16 protein-coding genes are annotated in these 16,205 nt (G+C 62.1%); 5 read left to right on the forward strand and 11 right to left on the reverse strand.

The annotated features are described in order from the left end of the window. Positions 1 to 266 precede the first annotated feature (266 nt). From JYK05_RS20370 to JYK05_RS20420, 11 genes are all read right to left on the reverse strand, one after another. Positions 267 to 1,808 carry an amidase gene (locus JYK05_RS20370; RefSeq protein ID WP_206470327.1) on the reverse strand — a complete coding sequence of 514 codons (1,542 nt, stop codon included), beginning with the start codon at positions 1,806 to 1,808 and terminating at the stop codon, positions 267 to 269. A gap of 42 nt (positions 1,809 to 1,850) precedes the next feature. Then, positions 1,851 to 2,615 carry an SDR family NAD(P)-dependent oxidoreductase gene (locus JYK05_RS20375; protein WP_206470328.1) on the reverse strand — a complete coding sequence of 255 codons (765 nt, stop codon included), beginning with the start codon at positions 2,613 to 2,615 and terminating at the stop codon, positions 1,851 to 1,853. A gap of 44 nt (positions 2,616 to 2,659) precedes the next feature. Continuing rightward, positions 2,660 to 3,310: an ANTAR domain-containing response regulator gene (locus tag JYK05_RS20380; protein ID WP_206470329.1), complete on the reverse strand. Its 651-nt coding sequence runs from the start codon at positions 3,308 to 3,310 to the stop codon at positions 2,660 to 2,662. Between the two features lies 1 nt (position 3,311). Continuing rightward, positions 3,312 to 4,466 carry a transporter substrate-binding domain-containing protein gene (locus JYK05_RS20385; protein ID WP_206470330.1) on the reverse strand — a complete coding sequence of 385 codons (1,155 nt, stop codon included), beginning with the start codon at positions 4,464 to 4,466 and terminating at the stop codon, positions 3,312 to 3,314. A gap of 80 nt (positions 4,467 to 4,546) precedes the next feature. Continuing rightward, positions 4,547 to 5,533 carry an acetamidase/formamidase family protein gene (locus JYK05_RS20390; protein ID WP_206470331.1) on the reverse strand — a complete coding sequence of 329 codons (987 nt, stop codon included), beginning with the start codon at positions 5,531 to 5,533 and terminating at the stop codon, positions 4,547 to 4,549. A 12-nt stretch (positions 5,534 to 5,545) separates the two neighbouring features. Further along, a complete protein-coding gene (locus tag JYK05_RS20395; protein WP_206470332.1) occupies positions 5,546 to 6,253 on the reverse strand; it encodes an ABC transporter ATP-binding protein in 708 nt (235 codons plus the stop codon). After that, entirely contained in the window at positions 6,250 to 6,960 is a 711-nt protein-coding gene (locus JYK05_RS20400; protein WP_175943196.1) for an ABC transporter ATP-binding protein, read from the reverse strand. The genes JYK05_RS20395 and JYK05_RS20400 overlap by 4 nt, the downstream gene beginning before the upstream one ends. Further along, the gene (locus JYK05_RS20405; RefSeq protein WP_206470333.1) at positions 6,957 to 8,036 is read right to left on the reverse strand and encodes an ABC transporter permease; all 1,080 of its coding nucleotides are present in this window, start codon (positions 8,034 to 8,036) and stop codon (positions 6,957 to 6,959) included. The genes JYK05_RS20400 and JYK05_RS20405 overlap by 4 nt, the downstream gene beginning before the upstream one ends. Positions 8,037 to 8,045: 9 nt before the next feature. Further along, positions 8,046 to 8,915 (reverse strand): branched-chain amino acid ABC transporter permease, encoded by an 870-nt coding sequence (locus JYK05_RS20410; RefSeq protein ID WP_175943200.1) that lies wholly within the window; start codon positions 8,913 to 8,915, stop codon positions 8,046 to 8,048. Between the two features lie 65 nt (positions 8,916 to 8,980). Next, the gene (locus JYK05_RS20415; RefSeq protein ID WP_206470334.1) at positions 8,981 to 10,213 is read right to left on the reverse strand and encodes an urea ABC transporter substrate-binding protein; all 1,233 of its coding nucleotides are present in this window, start codon (positions 10,211 to 10,213) and stop codon (positions 8,981 to 8,983) included. A 297-nt stretch (positions 10,214 to 10,510) separates the two neighbouring features. Beyond that, positions 10,511 to 11,347: a FadR/GntR family transcriptional regulator gene (locus tag JYK05_RS20420; protein WP_206470335.1), complete on the reverse strand. Its 837-nt coding sequence runs from the start codon at positions 11,345 to 11,347 to the stop codon at positions 10,511 to 10,513. A gap of 213 nt (positions 11,348 to 11,560) precedes the next feature. On the opposite strand from JYK05_RS20420, the gene JYK05_RS20425 reads away from it, so the two are divergent. The 5 genes from JYK05_RS20425 to JYK05_RS20445 all read left to right on the forward strand — a co-directional run bounded on the left by JYK05_RS20425 (position 11,561) and on the right by JYK05_RS20445 (position 16,184). Further along, positions 11,561 to 12,769 carry an ABC transporter substrate-binding protein gene (locus tag JYK05_RS20425; RefSeq protein WP_175943207.1) on the forward strand — a complete coding sequence of 403 codons (1,209 nt, stop codon included), beginning with the start codon at positions 11,561 to 11,563 and terminating at the stop codon, positions 12,767 to 12,769. A gap of 76 nt (positions 12,770 to 12,845) precedes the next feature. Next, positions 12,846 to 13,706, forward strand: a complete 861-nt coding sequence (locus JYK05_RS20430) for a branched-chain amino acid ABC transporter permease (protein WP_206470336.1) — start codon at positions 12,846 to 12,848, stop codon at positions 13,704 to 13,706. Beyond that, positions 13,703 to 14,725 carry a branched-chain amino acid ABC transporter permease gene (locus JYK05_RS20435; RefSeq protein ID WP_206470337.1) on the forward strand — a complete coding sequence of 341 codons (1,023 nt, stop codon included), beginning with the start codon at positions 13,703 to 13,705 and terminating at the stop codon, positions 14,723 to 14,725. The genes JYK05_RS20430 and JYK05_RS20435 overlap by 4 nt, the downstream gene beginning before the upstream one ends. Further along, a complete protein-coding gene (locus JYK05_RS20440) occupies positions 14,722 to 15,489 on the forward strand; it encodes an ABC transporter ATP-binding protein (RefSeq protein WP_175943212.1) in 768 nt (255 codons plus the stop codon). Before JYK05_RS20435 ends, JYK05_RS20440 begins: the two co-directional genes overlap by 4 nt. Beyond that, positions 15,486 to 16,184 (forward strand): ABC transporter ATP-binding protein, encoded by a 699-nt coding sequence (locus JYK05_RS20445; protein WP_206470338.1) that lies wholly within the window; start codon positions 15,486 to 15,488, stop codon positions 16,182 to 16,184. The genes JYK05_RS20440 and JYK05_RS20445 overlap by 4 nt, the downstream gene beginning before the upstream one ends. Positions 16,185 to 16,205: the final 21 nt, after the last annotated feature.

The following is a 16,205-nucleotide window of genomic DNA, read 5'->3' on the forward strand; positions in this document are numbered from 1 at the left end:
AGCCAGCAACTGCTCGGCGCATCGCAGGTGGTTGTCGAGGAACGCGGACAGTCCGAGCCGCAGGTTGCTGATGAGTCGCGCATGCAGACCATCGCGGCGTCACGAGGCGCGCATAGTCCAGAAACGATCGGGCAGCAAGCGCCGGCTGATCGCAGCGCTTCGATCGGCGAGCGAGCGGCACGCGCAGCAGCGTACGGTGTTGTCGACCGCATGGAAGCTCGTGGATAGGCGATCAGAACCGGCAGCCCGCGTGCGAGCAAGGAGCTTCAGCCGAGCACTGGCGCCTTCCGCCTGCCCGCGCCTTGCTCATAGGCGTAGGCGAGGCCCAGCAGCGCTGCCTCGTCCCACTGGCGACCCACAAAGATAAGCCCGAACGGCGAGCCCGACTCGTAGTAACCGGCGGGAACCGCGATGCCTGGCACGCCCGCGATGTTGATCTCCCCCACCGTCGTCTCCTGAATGGTGTCCTTTCCGTGCAAGGGCGGAAGCTCGCATCTCATCTGCGGAAAGACGAGGGCATCGAGCCTCTGCTCGTCGAACACGCGCTCGAAGATGCGTAGATAGCGCGCCTTCAGTTCGATGAATTCAGGCATCTCCGGCGGCTGCGATGGATTCGCCAGCGCGGCCTTGAAATCCGCCAGGCTGTGCATGAAGTTCAGCACGCCGTGCGGCGAGAAAGCGTCTTCGTCTCTCGTCACCTCCGCGAACTGCGCAAAGCTCTTGATCGAAGCATGCTTGCCCAAACGTTCCAGATATTTCTCGACGTCGTAGGGGATGGATTCGAGACCGCGCGCGTCGAAATTGCGCAGCGGCGGAGTCGTCCTGCGCAGTTCGGCAAAGCCGGAGCCTTGGAAAGGATCGTCGATCAGCGTCGCGCCGAGCGATACGAGCTCGCCCTTCACGCGCTCGTACAGCGCCGCGGCCTCGTCGGAAAGCGGCTGATCGCGCCAGCCGGGACCGTACAGACCGATGCGCTTGCCCTTCAGCGCGTCACGGTCGAGCGCCGACGCATAGCCGCCTTCCGGCTGCCGGCCGACGCCGGCGAGCGTCTTCGGGTCTTCGCTCGTGTAACCGGCGATCACGTCGAGACACAGCGCCGCATCTTTCACGTTGCGCGCAATCGGCCCGACGACGTCGCGATTGCCCGACAAGGGCATCACGCCCGCGTTCGGCACCAGCCCAATGGTCGGCTTGATGCCGACGAGGTCCTGCGCCGATGCGGGGTTCTGGATGGATCCACCCGTCTCCTCGGCGAGTCCGAGCACCGCCATGCCCGACGCCACCGCCGACGCCGTTCCCGCGCTGCTTCCGCCCGGCACGCGGTCGGGCATCGCGACGTTGATCGTCGGGCCTGCCCAACTGTCGTTGGCATGCGATCCGGTATGACTCAGAATCGGGACGTTCGTCTTGCCGAGCAGAATCGCGCCCGCGCGGCGCATGCGCGCGACAACCGGCGCATCGCGCTCGGGCATCAGGTCGATGCCGCCGGTCTTGCTGTACAACTTCGACCATCCCGCGGTGGTCGGAAAGCCGACCATGTCCATCGGGTCTTTGATGACGACCGGCACGCCAGCGAGCGGCCCCAATGCTTCACCGGCGGCGCGCTGCTCGTCGATCCTGCGCGCGTCGTCGATCGCGGCGGGATTCAGGAAGATCAGCGCGTTATACATCGTGTTATGACGTTCGATCCAGTCGAAGCAGGCGCGCGCCAGTTCTTCCGCCGTGAACCGGCCGGTCCTGAATCCGTCCTGCACGGCATCGACCGTGAGGGTCGCAAGATCGACGTCGATTGCGCTGCGTTTTTCCATTCGATGCTCCCGTTGATTTGATCCGTTGATTTGATCCCTTGATCAGAGCTGGACGCCGCGCGTGAGCGCACCGTCGACGACGATGTTCGCGCCGCTCACGAAGCTCGCAGCCGGACTGGCGACGAACGCCACCGCATTGGCGATCTCTTGCGGCCTCGCCATGCGGCCGGTCGGATTCAACGCCAACGCGCGTTCGAACAACGCCGGATCGTTGTGCTCGATCCAGTCCCACACGCCGCCTTCGAAGTACACGTTGCCCGGCGAAACCGTGTTTGCGCGAATCCCCTTCGAGGCCAATTGATTCGCGAGCCCCTGCGTGTAGTGCACGATCGCGGCCTTGAAGACGCCATAAGGTCCGGCCGCGAAGTCGATCTCGCGTGCCGACACGCTCGATATGGCAACGATCGACGCCGCCTTGCTCGCGGTGAGATAAGGCATGGCGGCATCGACGAGATTCACCGTGCCGAGCAGATCGGTCTCGAACTCCTTGCGCCACGACTCGAGGTCGTTGCCGATGGCAAGCGCGCTCACATTCGCCACGACGATATCCAGCCCGCCCCACTCCGCGCCGACACGTTCGACCCACGCCTTGAGCGCCGCGCCATCGGAGACATCGACGGCCGCACCCGACGCCCGCGCGCCGCTCAGTTCGGATAGCGCGCTCGCCGTCGCTGCGACGCTCGCTTCGTCGCGCGCGCAGATGGCCACATCGGCGCCCTCGGTAGCCAGCGTCCGCGCGATCGCGAGACCAATGCCCTTGGTCCCGCCGGTCACGATCGCTTTCAAGCCCTTCAGTTGCAGGTCCATGTTCGCCGCTCCTTAATGTGTCGATGAATGGGCGGCGCGACGCGTCACTCCGTGTCGCGCCCGTCGTCCGAATTCAGCCCGCGTGCGATCTGCAAGACTTCGCCTGCCTGAATGACGGAATGACAGATATCGTCGATCGTCACGCGCTTCTCCATTGCCTGCGCGCGCAGCATGTCGTAGGCCTCGCGCTCGCTCAAGCGATGCATCGTCATCAGGATGCTCTTGGCTTCCTGCAAGTGCCGGCTGTCGAGCAGCTTCTGTTCGAGCCTCGCGATGCGTTGCGTGTGTTGACGCGCGCGCCTCGCGTGATAGAGCGCCATCACCACCGTGGACAGCAGCCCGGAGGCGCGAATCGGCGTGGTGACGATGCCGTCCGATCCCATCTTGATAGCCTGATCGATGAACGTCGGGTTCTCGTATGCCACCACGCAGATGACGGGCGGCGCATCCGGCCCGCACCACTCGCCCTTCGGCGCGCGCTCTTCGGGCAGCAACGCACGAAACACGAGATCGGTCTTTTCCGGCAGGGTGTCCGTGGGCGGCCAGCATCGCTCGACCTGGAAGCCCATGCGCCTGAGATGGTTCGTGAGCGTCAGCCCGTCATCGTCGTCCGGATGAAAAACGACGACCCGTGCATTGCGCTCGAGAATCGAACCCGTGAGGCTTCGCTGACCTCTGTCTGTTCGCGCGCTCACGTCAGTACTCTCGCGTGCTCAGCTTCGTGACCCAGTCCCCGAGCTTCTGGCGCGTCATGTACGGGTCGGGACCGACGGCGAACTTCGACTCGCGCAGAATGGTGAACTGGCCATCGGCGTTCACGCGGCCGATGCGCGGATAGAGCGCCATGTGATGATTCACGGGATCGATACGCACCCGCCCCTGCGGCGCCGCGTATTCCGATCCGAGCAGATGCGGCATGATGACGCCGATCTCGTCGGAACCGGAACGTGCGTAGGCTTCGGCGAACATGTGCATTTGATAGTACGCGGCCTCCCAGTTCATGTCCGTCGGGGTGTCCGAACCGTAGCGCGACTGGTGATGCGCGACGGCGCGGTGATTCTCTTCGGTATCGACGCTCTGAAAATAAGGCGCTGCCGTGATGTGCCCTGCCGCGATGCCGCGCTGCATCGCGTGGATTTCGGTCTCCGACGTATTCAGGCTGCCGATGGGCATGCGCGACGGATCGAAGTCGGCGTGCGCGTAGGCATCGTAGAGATACGGCACCGTCGCGCCGATGACCGTGCTGAAAATCCAGTCCGGAGACTTGCGCCGGATGTCCGCGACCACTTGCTCGAACTGCTCGCGCGTGGCGTCGAGCGACAGATACCGTTCGCCGAGGATCGCGCCTTCGGGATGCTGCAGCAGCAGCTCCTGCATCGTGCGGTTGCATTCGTACGGATAGACGTAGCTCGACCCGACGAAGTACACGCGCGCGCCGAAGGTCTCGGTCATGAAGTCCGCCAGTTGCACGCCGTTCTGATTAGGCGACGCGCCGCTGTAGATGATGTTGTCCGAATACTCGAAGCCCTCGTACATCTGCGCGTAGATGAGAAGCCGGTTGTGCTTCTCGACGACGGGCAGCATCGCCTTGCGGCTCGTCGACGTATATCCGCCGAAGATCGTATTGACGCCGTCCTTCACGATCAGCCGCTCGGCAAGCTCGCGGAACACGGCCGGATCGGACGCGGGGTCATAGTGAATCGCGACGAGCTCGCGCCCGCCGATGCCGCCGCGCGCATTGATCTCCTCGACGGCGAGGCGCGCCCCGCGCCATTGCGACTGCTCGAGCAGAGCGGTCGAGCCGCTCGTCGAGCACAGCAGACCCACTCTGATGGGATCGGACAAAGCCATTTCGTGACACGCTCTCGAATGCGCGGAGAGAGGACGCCCCGCGCGTGATGCCGACTGCCTTGGACGCGCCAACTGGCGCGTTACTTGAGGTAATGCTTGGCGACCATCGCGCCAACCGTGTATTTTGGATCGACAAAATTGCCCAGTCGAACCTTGCCGACCTGGCTCAGCATCATGTACGCGTCCCACTTGTCGAAGCCGTATTCCGCGGCCATCCATAGCACCAGTTCGCGGTAGGCAATGCGCGTCGCGTCTTCCAGCGGCCGCGCGCTGCCGATGCTCATGAGCGCGTCTTCGTTCTCGAGCCGCGGCCAGTCGATCTGCCACTTCTTGATGAGATCGACGCGCACGGTCGTCGTGCTCCGATATTCGACCGCCGTGCCGCACACTTCGCCATCGCCCTGACAGGCGTGCGCATCGCCGATGAAGAGCCGCCCGCCCGGCGAGCGCACCGGCAAGTACGTGATGCTGCCCGGTCCCATGTCGGGCACGTCCATGTTGCCGCCGTGGTTGTCGGGCGTGAGCGAATTGATGGAGTCGATCTCCGGCGAAAGACTCAGCGTCCCGATATGCGGCTTGTACGGCAGCGTATTGCGCTTGCTCCAGTACACGTTTTCTTCGTCGATCCTGATCTTGCGCACCACTTCCGGCAGCGGCTCATTCAAGAGCGCCGTGTAGTCCGTGCCCGTCAGTCCGCCGAAGTTGGGAATCATGCAGCAGAAGCCGTGCGGATCGTCACCGCGCGGCGCCATCTTCTCGATGTACACGGCGACCACATCGCCCTTCTCCGCGCCCTCGATCATGATCGGGCCGTTTTGCGGATTGAGGAACGGCACCTTCAGCACCTCGGACGGCTTGTCGGTCTCCTCTTTGATCTTGCCTTCGAACGCATCGCGCGTCTCCACCACCACGCGATCGCCGGGCTTCACATGCAACACCGGTTGCGAGTACGGCCCGATCGTGTAGTGATAGGTCTTCTGCATTTCCTCGGTCAGATGGTGCTCCACCGGTTCGCGATCCGCGCCGACGCCACGCTTCATCATGATCGAATCTTCAAGCCATTTCATGTTTCGTCTCCGTCACAGTGCCAGATACTGGCGAATCAGTTGTTCGTCCGCGAGTTGCGCCGGGCTCAGCGTCTCGACGATACGGCCCTTGTCCATCACGCAGCAGCGCGTCGCGATGCGTTCGACCATTCCCATGTCCTGCTCGACCAGCACCACGCCGATCCCTGTTTCATGCGCGATTTGCTGAAGCGTTTCGCCGATCAGATCGACAATGGATGGCTGGATGCCCTCGGACGGCTCATCGAGCAATACCACTTTGGGCGAACTGATCAGCGCACGCGCGATCGCAAGCTGCTGCTGTTCGCCGCCGCTCATGGTTCCCGCTTTCTGCTGATACCGCTTTTTCAGAATCGGAAAGTAGCCGACGACCGTGTCCTTCATTCGCGCCGCCTGCGCGCGATTGGCCTGCGCGCCGACCTGCAGGTTCTCCGCAACGGTCAGCGCGCCGAATATCTCGCGGCCTTGCGGCACGTAGCCCATGCCCCGCTGCGCGCGGACATACGGCTTCTCGTGGCCGATGGCTTCGCCGTCCAGCTCGATACTTCCTCCATCGAGACCGATCAGACCAATCAACGCGCGCATCAGCGTCGTCTTGCCGACACCGTTGCGGCCGATCAGCGCCAGCACTTCGCCCCGTCCGACGCCGAACGACACGCCGTTCAGCACGCGGCCGCCGCCATATCCCGCTTCCACACCCGACACCTGGAGCAACGCACTCATTTCTTCTTCCCCAGATAGACTTCCGCGACATCGTCGCGGGCGAGGATCTCGTCGAGCGGACCATCGGCGAGCAGGCTTCCTCCGTGGAGCACCGTCACGCGCGACGCGATCTGCTTGACGAAGGTCATGTCGTGTTCGACGACCATCATCGTGAGGCCGGCCGCCGAGAGACGCTTGATGAGCTCGCCGGTCGCATGCGTTTCCTCGACGGACATGCCCGCAACCGGTTCATCGAGAAAGAGCAGCTTCGGACGAAGCGACACCGCCATGGCGATTTCGAGCCATTGCTTCTTGCCGTGCGACAGATTGCGAGCGAGCACATGCTCCTCGTCTTGCAGCATGAAGCGCTGCAACAGTTCGTCGAGGCTTTCGGGCCGGTCGTCCTTTGCGCGATGCAGCGACAACTGCAGATGCTGGCGCACGCTCAGATCCGGGAACACGCCGGGAATCTGGAACTTGATGCTCATGCCCATCCGAATACGTTCGTGCGGCAGCACATGACTCATGTCCTGGCCGAGAAACATCACACTGCCCTCGGACGGCCGGTGCTCGCCGGTGATGAGCTTGAAGAACGTGCTCTTGCCCGCGCCGTTGGGGCCGATCACGCAGCGGATCTCGCCTGCATCGATACTGAAGTCGATGCCGTTGATGACATGCGCGCCGCCGAAGTGCTTCTTGAGTCCGCGCGTTTCCAAGAGCGTGGTCATGACTTGCCCTCCTCCCGTTTGAGACATGCGCCGCCCAGGCGCGCATCCTGATCCGCGCGGCGCCGAAGACGTCGCAAATGCCGTGTCACGAACGGCAGCAGACCTTCCGGCGCCGCCAGCACGACGATCAAAAGAATCGCGCCGAGCAGGATGAGCGCGTACTGGCTGCCGTACACCGCGAGGTTCTGCGAAAGCCACACCAGCAACGCGGTGCCGAGAACGGTTCCGCCGATGCTCTTCCTGCCCGACGTCGCCACCCAGATGACGGGCATGGCCGCGGAGGTGAGGCCCATGGTCGAAGGCGTGATGTAAGAGCCCCAGATCGTGTACAGCGCGCCCGACAAGCCGCCGAGCGTGCACCCGAGAACGAAGACCAGAAGCTGATGCCGGCGGATGTCGACGCCCAGCATCTCGGCGCGCTGCGGGTTCTCGCGAATGGCGATGAGCGTGAGCCCGAACGTGCCGTCGAGCAGCCTGCGCATCGCGGCATAGACCACGATCAACAGGATCAGCACGAGGTAGTAGAAGCTCGCGTTTTCCAGCGTCAGCGGACCGCCAGGCCACGGGATGGTGAGCGGCGGCATGCCGCCCATGCCGTTGTAGCCGTTCAGACGCGCTTCGCCGATCGCCCATTGCGGACCTGCCGTCTGCGACATGAACGTTTCGAGCACGAGCGTCACCGACAAGGTGACGATACCGATGAAAACGCCCTTGATACGGCCATAGAAGATCATGTAGCCGATCAGCGCCGCCACGACGACGCTCACCGCCAGTCCCGCGACGAGACCCAGCCACGAATCGAACCAGGCATCGCCGTAGTTCAGCGTGAAGATGCCGTAGCTGTAGCCTGCCAAGCCGAAGAAGGCCGTCTGCCCGAAGGACAGGATGCCGCCATAGCCCCACATCGCGGCGAGACCGACCGCGCCGAAGGCCCACAACAGGCAGTATGCGAGATTGCCGCTCGTGGTGGCGTCCACGACGAGCGGCAGCGCGAGCCCGACCAGCCACGGCACGTATTGGACCGCGCGCGTGGCGCGGGCCGGGGACAGCCGCGAAGGCTCTTTCGTTTGCTTCACGGTTGCCTCCTAGCGCGCGCGGGAAAAGAGATTGCCGAGACCTTGCGGCATCAGTCGGATCACCACGATGACCGTCACCAGCAAGCCGATCTGTCCGAACAACTGACCATACGAGGCCGTGAGCGCGGTCTGAATCACGGCGAGCACGGCGGCAGCGGGCGTCGTGCCGGCAATCACGTTCGCGCCGCCGACCACCACCGACACGAAGGCCTGCACGATGAAGTTGCTGCCCATGGTCGGCACCGCGGTCATGGTCGGCGCATAGAGCGCGCCGGTCAGCCCGGCGAGTCCCGCGCCGAGCGCGAAAGTCAGCGTGTAGAGCCGGTCCGTGCGCAGGCCGAGACATTGCGCGATGTTGGCGTTCTGAATCGTGGCGCGGGCGCAGACGCCGTAGTTCGTCTTGAAGAAGAGCACATACAGCCCGAACAGGATTGCCAGCGCGATGCCCGGCAACAGCGCGCGATACGTCGAAAACGAATAGTCGCCGAGCGAGAACGACCCGAAAGGCGTGCCAATGCCTTCTATCGAAGGACCGGCGACGAGCAGCATGGTCTGTTGCACGATGAGACTGATGGCCCACGTCGCGACAACGGAATCGAATAAGCGGTCGTACAGATGACGAATGACGAGCCTTTCGATCACCACGCCCGCGAGCGCCGCCGCGAGCGCGCCGAGCAGCATGGCGAGAGGCAGCGGCAACCCGCGCTTGGCCGCGATGATCGTCACGTACGCGCCGCACATGATGAACTCTCCGTGCGCGAGATTGATTACGCCCATCATGCCGAAGATCACGGCGAGACCGAGCGCCGCGAGCACCAGATAGGCGAAGCTGTCGCCGAACTGATAGATAAGCGAGTAGAGAACCGAAAAGGTGGCCATGCATGCTCCACGTTCAGAAGGCGGACGCGCGTTCGCTATGTGCTGCGAGCGCGCGCCGGCCCGGATCAGGACTTCTTGGGCAGGTTAGACGGCGTGTACTGACGATGATCCGGCTTGTTGGGCAGATCGCACCCCACCTTGCCGAGCCAGTACGGCTGGACGTCGTTCCAGACCTTCGGGATGTCGACCGAGTGATCGTCCTTCACATGCACGAGGTAAATGGTGTGACTCGCGTGATGGCTCTTCGGGTCGATACAGACCTTGCCTTGCGCGCCTTCCGTGCAGATTCCGGTTTCGAGCGCCTTGCGCACCGCATCCTGATTCGTCGTCTTGGCCTTTTCGACGGCCGCCTTATAAAGATAGATGGCGTCGTACGCGTTCGCCGCTTCCTGATTGATGTACGGCTCGTTCGGGAACTTCGCGTGGAAGCGCTTCTTGAAGTCGTTGCTGGCGGGCGAATCGACTTCTTCCACGTAGTTCGCGGTCACGTACATGTCCTTGAGCGCGGGCGGTTTAAAGCGCTTGTGTTCATACGCCTGACCGACGTTCACCGAACTCGCCATCGGCAGATTCAGATGGGCCGAAGCCTGCTGCTCGTAGTACGAGGCCTGATTCGCGCCGACGAGCAAGGTCACGACGAAGTCGGGCTTGGCCTTCTGGATGTTCTGGATCGTCTGGCCGAACTGCGATACGGACAGCGGAATGAATTCTTCGCCGACCATCGTGCCGCCGTTCTCCTTGACGATGTTGCGCACCCATTCGGCGGAGATCTGCCCGAAGTTGTAGTCGGCTGCGATGGTGTACACCTTCTTGCCGTACTTCTGCATCATCCACGGAATCAGTGTGGAGAATTGCTGTTCGGGGACCGCGCCCGTGACGAACGTGTTGGTATCGCACACGCCGCCTTCGTACTGATTGTCGTACCAGTAAAGCTGATGCGCGCGATCCATGATGGGCCGTATGGCCTCGCGCGATGCGCTGGAGAAGGCGCCGAAAATCACATCCGGCTTGTCGGTCTGCACGAGACGCCGTGCGAGTTCCTGGAACTTGGTGTTGTCTGACTGAGTGTCGTAGGCGATCAATGAAACCGGACGTCCGAGGATGCCGCCCTTGGCGTTGATTTCATCGACAGCGAGCTGCGTGGCGTGAATCTTCGGAATCGTCGCCAGTGCGAAGTTTCCCGAGGCATCTTCCAGCAGGCCGATCTTCACGGGATCGGCGGCACTCGATGCGAGCGATGTCAGTGCAAGTCCTGCGGTAAGGGCGAGACGCAACCAGCCCGACGGCTTCAGCAACATGCGGATTCTCCAGAAGTGGGCGCAGATACAAGGGAAAAATGCGAACAAAAAAAAGCCCCCTGACGAACCGTCGGTTCGTCAGGGGGCTTCTGTGCCGGGTCCTCGGGCGGACATCTTTGTCAGGCCGCGAGGGATGGGGCAAGTCTAATGCGTAGAATTTTTGCTTGTCAACGGCGGTCAAAAAAACGAGGACCACGAAACGCGTTGCGATCTCTCATTCGATGACAGGAGCCCGCGTCGTCGCCTGTCGATTGCGACTCGTCGGAATAGATCACGATCCGCACGGTCGTGCATGACTCATGCGCCGCGCGAATTGACGCGTTTGCGGATCTCCGAATCGAGAATGAGCCGCCCGCGCAACTTACCCTTCATACGCTTCACATAGCGCGGCGCTTCTGTCATGTGAATCACCATCAGCTCGCGCACCTTGTCGGCATCGCGGGCGCGCGCCGCCTGAGTTATCGCCTTGTGGATCTTCACATTCGCGCGGCCGAACTTTTCGTGTTCCGCTTGCGGCGTATCGTTTCTGAACTCGATGAGTTGCCGGATCATCTCGTTGATGAGTTCGCACGCGAAGCGCAAGAACGGATTCGGATTCGCGGCAGCAAGAATATCGTGAAAGTTCACGTCTTCCTGTCGTTGTCTCACGATGTCGCGACCCATATGGGCCGGTGCCGGTTCATCGCAACACGCGATGCTGGCTTCCAGCGCATCGAAGTCCTCGTCGGTCAGATGCGGTACGGCGCCCGCCGCCAGTTCAGGTTCGAGCAGTTGACGCACCGTGTAGATATCGTCGATGGTCACGTCCTTGAAGAACAGATAGTTCTGCAATAGTTGCAAGGTGCGATCCAGCGGCACTTCGACGATCGTGCCGCCGCCCGATGGTCCGGTCGTCACCTTGATGAGACCTTGCACCTCCAGCGATTTGAGCGCCTCGCGGATCGTGCTCTTGCTCACGGAAAAGAGTTGCTGCAATTCCACTTCACGCGGCAGCTTGTCGCCGGGCTTCAGGTTCTTCTCCGTGATCAGCCGCTTGATCTCCTCAGCAACGAGATCAGCGCGCTTCGGCTGCTTGATCGTGTGCTGCGCGATCTCGATTGCCGCGCCGGTGCGTTTCGCACGCTCCATCACCATGTCGATGCTCCCTTTCTTTCTGACGACTCATACGCGGGCGCACGGTGGCTCCGCAAACCGGAATTTTGCCGTATTGACACGCGAATTTATTGTTCCTAGCATCGGGTTCATTCTATTTATCATGATAAATCGGATGAACGAGCCGAGGGTTCCAACGTATCACGACAAAACGCGGGGCGGCTGCGCGGGTCATCTTCTCAGGGAGCGTCAATCTTGAATCGCCGAAACATGTTGAAGCTGGCCGCGCTGTCGGCCATTCCGGGATCGTTCGAAGCGCTCGTCGCAAGAAGCGCATTTGCGCAAGGCTCGCCCATCCAGTTCGCTTGCCCCGTGCCGATGTCGGGCCCGTTCGCGGCCAACGGCAAATACGCCGATCTCGGCATGAAACTCGCCATCGATCAATACGGGAAGGTGCTCGGTCAGCCGCTGGCCTATACGACGCTCGACACCGAGGGAAAACCCGCGACGGCCGTGCGGCGCGTGCAGGAAATCGCGCAGCAAAAGAACGCGCGCTACTTCGCAGGCGGCATTCTTTCTTCCGAAGCGCTCGCAATGGGCAAGGAAGCCGAGAAAGCCGATGGCATCTTCATCACGACCGCGGGCGCGGACGAACTCACCGGCAAGGACTGCAACAGCGCGACCTTCCGCTGGTCGGTGCCGACTTTCGGCGCGATCGAACAGACGGTTCGCCCGCTTATCCAAACCATGCCCAAGGCGAAGCGCTGGTACACGATCACGCCGCAATACGTATTCGGCGACGGCCTGTTGTCGGCTGCAAAAGCGATCTTCAAGGAGAAGGGCATCGAGCATGTGGGCAATAGCTATCACTCGCTCAACGAGAAGGAATTCAGTGGTTATCTGACGAATGCGGTCGCGGCCAAACCGGATGTGCTGCTCATTCTGAACTTCGGTTCGCAATCGTCGGATACGTTGCGGCAGGCCGTGAGCTTCGGCATGAAGAACAATTGCACGATCCTGATGGCGTGGGCATCGGGACTCGAACAGTTCGAAGCACTCGGCCCCGATATCTGCGAAGGCGTCTATTTCGGCGCGCAGTACTGGCATGCAATCGACACGCCGCTCAATCACGAACTGGTCAAGCGCGTGAACGCAACGTACAAGTCCAATCCCAACTACAGCCTCGCGGGCTCGTACATCTGCACGAAAATCCTGCTCGACGGCATCGTCAAGGCCGGCACGGCCGATCCGAAGAAAGTCGTCGCCGCGCTGGAAGGCATGAAGTACGCGGGCCTGACCGGTCCCGAAGAGATTCGCGCGGGCGACCATCAAGTGCTCAAGAACTACTACCTGCTGAAGGGCAAGGCCAAGAGCAAGATGAAGGACAAGGACGATTACGCGGACATCGTGAGTTCCGGCCAGTCTTTCCTGCCGCTCGACAAGACGCAATGCAAGCTCGCCTGAGGTCCTGAATCGCGTTGTGCTCATGCGAGTGCTGGCATCGCCCGCATTCGCGCCGTCACTCTTCTGACGCAAGACCATGAACGTTTATCTGTTGCAGGTCGTGAACGGCATCGGCGTAGGCATGCTGTACTTTCTGCTCGCGGTCGGCTTGTCGATCGTGTTCGGGCTGCTGCGCTTCGTGAACTTCGCGCACGGCGCGTTCTATCTGCTGGGCGCGTATTTCTGTTATCAGGCGATGCAGTGGTCGATGAACTTCTGGACAGCGCTCGTCATCGTGCCGGTGGTCGTCGGAGCGCTCGCGTGGATCGTCGAGAAGGTGGTGCTGCGACATGTGTATGCGCAGCAGCACGAGTTTCATATTCTCGCGACGGTCGGGCTCGCACTCGTGATACAGGAATGCGCGATCATCATGTGGGGGCCGCTCGGCGATAACGTCGCCGTGCCCGACATGCTCAATGGCGTCGTGATGTGGGGCAGCTTCATTTACCCGAAGTATCGTCTCTTCGTGATCGCCTTCACGGCCGTGCTCGCCGGCATTCTCTGGTGGGTGCTCGAAGGCACGCGGCTCGGTAGCGCAGTGCGTGCGGGAAGCGAGTCGAGCGAGATGGTGTCCCTCCTCGGCCTCAATGTGACACGCATCTTCAGTCTCGTGTTCGCGCTCGGCGCGGGCACGGCGGCGCTCGCAGGCGTGCTCGCGGCGCCGATACGCGGGGTCGACCCGTTCATGGGCATCGAGGCGCTCGGCGTGGCATTCGTCGTCGTTGTCGTCGGCGGCATGGGGAACTTTCTCGGCGCGCTCGTCGGTGGCTTGCTGGTCGGCATCGTGCAAAGCGTGATGAGCACGCTATGGCCCGAAGGCGCGCGTCTCATGATCTATGTCGCGATGGCGGCCGTGTTGTTGCTGCGTCCGAATGGCCTGCTCGGGAGGACCGCATGAATTCCAAGCTGAATTCGAATACGCTCGACGTGAGCGTGCCGCGGCGATCCTTCAGGGACTCGCTGCATCGGTATCGGTTCTTGTTGCTCGCGGCGATCGTCGTTTGCATTCTGCCGATGACGATGCGCTCGGGATCGCTCGCAACCGAGGTGCTGGTTTATGCGCTCGCCGCGCTCGGCTGCAATCTTCTGCTCGGACATACGGGCTTGCTGTCCTTCGGGCAGGGCATTTTCTTCGGGCTGGGAAGTTATAGCGCGGGCCTGATCCTTTCGAAAGCGGGACTTCAGGTTCCGGCCGCGTTGTTCGGTGCGATCGTCACGGGCGCGCTTGCCGCCGCCGTCGTCGGATGGTTCTCGATACGTCAGCGCGGCGCGTACTTCGTGATGCTCACGCTCGCATTCGGGCAGATGTTCTACTTTCTCGCTTATACGACACCCGAACTCACCGGCGGCGATAACGGCCTGCTCGACATCCCGCGTCCTGCGTTGTCGCTTCTCGGGCAGCCGCTCGTCTCCATAGCGTCGCCGTGGAAGTACTACGCGTTCGTGGCCGTCCTGTTCCTCATCGCATTCTGGCTGATGCTGCGCGTATCGCATTCGATTTTCGGCCGCACGCTGCTCGCGATCCGCGACAACGAAGCGCGTGCCGCGGCAGTCGGCTATGACATCAGGCGCTTCAAGCTCGCAGCGTTCGTCGTGTCGGGTGCCGTCACGGGACTGGCCGGCGCGCTTCACGCGATGATGACGGGCATCGCGCCGCTCTCCAACATCGACTACCACACGAGCGAGATGATTCTCGTGATGACGGTGATCGGCGGCACGAGCAATCTCTTCTCATCCGTGCTCGGCGCTGCGTTCTATGTGCTTTTCGCCGACTGGCTTTCGACGCTCTGGCCGCGCTGGCTGCTGCTGCTCGGGCTCGTCCTGATCGCGGTGAGCCTCTTCATGCAGCGCGGCTTGTGGGGCCTGGGTGAACGCATCTTTCGCGCGATGAAGCGGGATCGAGGAGAGCTGGCATGAGTGCGTCGATACTCGAAGCGAAGGGCGTCGCGAAACGCTATGGCAAGTTCGCGGCGCTCACCGATGTGAATCTGCGCATCGCCAGGAACACGGTGCATTCGGTGATCGGGCCGAACGGCGCAGGCAAGACGACGCTCTTTCATGTGCTGACGGGCACGCTGCCGATCACGGCGGGCAATATCGTGTTCGATGGCCATGACGTGACGCACGAGCCTGATCATCGCCGGGTGAAACGCGGCATCGCTCGTTCGTTTCAGGTGACGAGCCTGTTCGCGAATCTTTCGGTGCGCGAGAACTTGCGTCTCGCCGCGCAAGGCGTGGACGCCAAACGCGCGCTCAATGCGTGGACGCCGCCGCGTGGCGCGCTCGAACATCGCGATACCGTCGATGGCATTCTCGAACGCCTGGCATTGCAACGCTTCGCAGCGACGCAGGCCAGTGCGCTGTCGCACGGTCAGCAGCGTCGGCTCGAAGTCGGCATGGCGCTCGCGGCACGACCCAAGGCGATCTTTCTCGACGAGCCGACGTCGGGCATGGGCATCGACGATCTCGGCGACATGAAGCAGTTGATCCGCAGCCTGCGCGACGACTACACGGTGGTGCTGATCGAACACAACATGGATATCGTGATGGATATCTCCGACACGATCACGGTGATGCAACAGGGCCGCGTGCTCGTCGAAGGCAAGCCCGCCGACATACGCGGCGACGATCGCGTGCGCAGCGCCTATCTCGGCAACATGATCACCGGAGGCCGCGCATGATGCTCGATGTCGATAACATTCACGGTTACTACGGCAAGAGCCATATTCTTCAGGGCGTCTCGCTTGCTATCCGCGAAGGGGAAACCGTCACGCTGCTCGGACGCAATGGCGCGGGCAAGTCGACGACGCTCAAGAGCATTGCGGGCGTCGTGACTCCGCAAGGCAGCGTGAGATTCAAGGGCGCCGATCTCGCCAAACTGCCGCCTCACAAGATCGCGGCGCGCGGCGTGTGCTTCGTGCCGGAACATCGCGGCATCTTCAAACTGTTGTCGGTCGAAGAGAATCTGCGACTCGGCGCGCGCAAGGATTCCCCATGGCAACTCGCGGACATCTATCGTATCTTTCCGCGGCTGAAAGAGCGCCGTACGAACGGCGGCGGACAGCTTTCCGGCGGCGAGCAGCAGATGCTCGCGATCGGCCGCGCGCTGATGAATCATCCCCGTTTGCTGATGCTCGATGAACCAGTGGAAGGCCTTGCGCCTGTGATCGTCGAAGAGATCGTCGCGCAACTCAGGTTGATCCGCCAGGCGGGCGTGGCGATCCTGCTCGTCGAACAGAACCTCGAAGTGTGCACGCAACTGGCGGACCGGCATTACATCATCGAGCAGGGACGCATCGTGTACGAAGGGACGAACGATGCGTTCATCGCCGATGAATCGGTCAAGGATCGTTACCTCGGCGTGGGCGTCGTCTGAACGTCGCGCTCGAAACACACT

This window comes from Caballeronia sp. M1242 (assembly GCF_017220215.1).
In the GTDB taxonomy this organism is placed as follows: Bacteria; Pseudomonadota; Gammaproteobacteria; order Burkholderiales; family Burkholderiaceae; genus Caballeronia.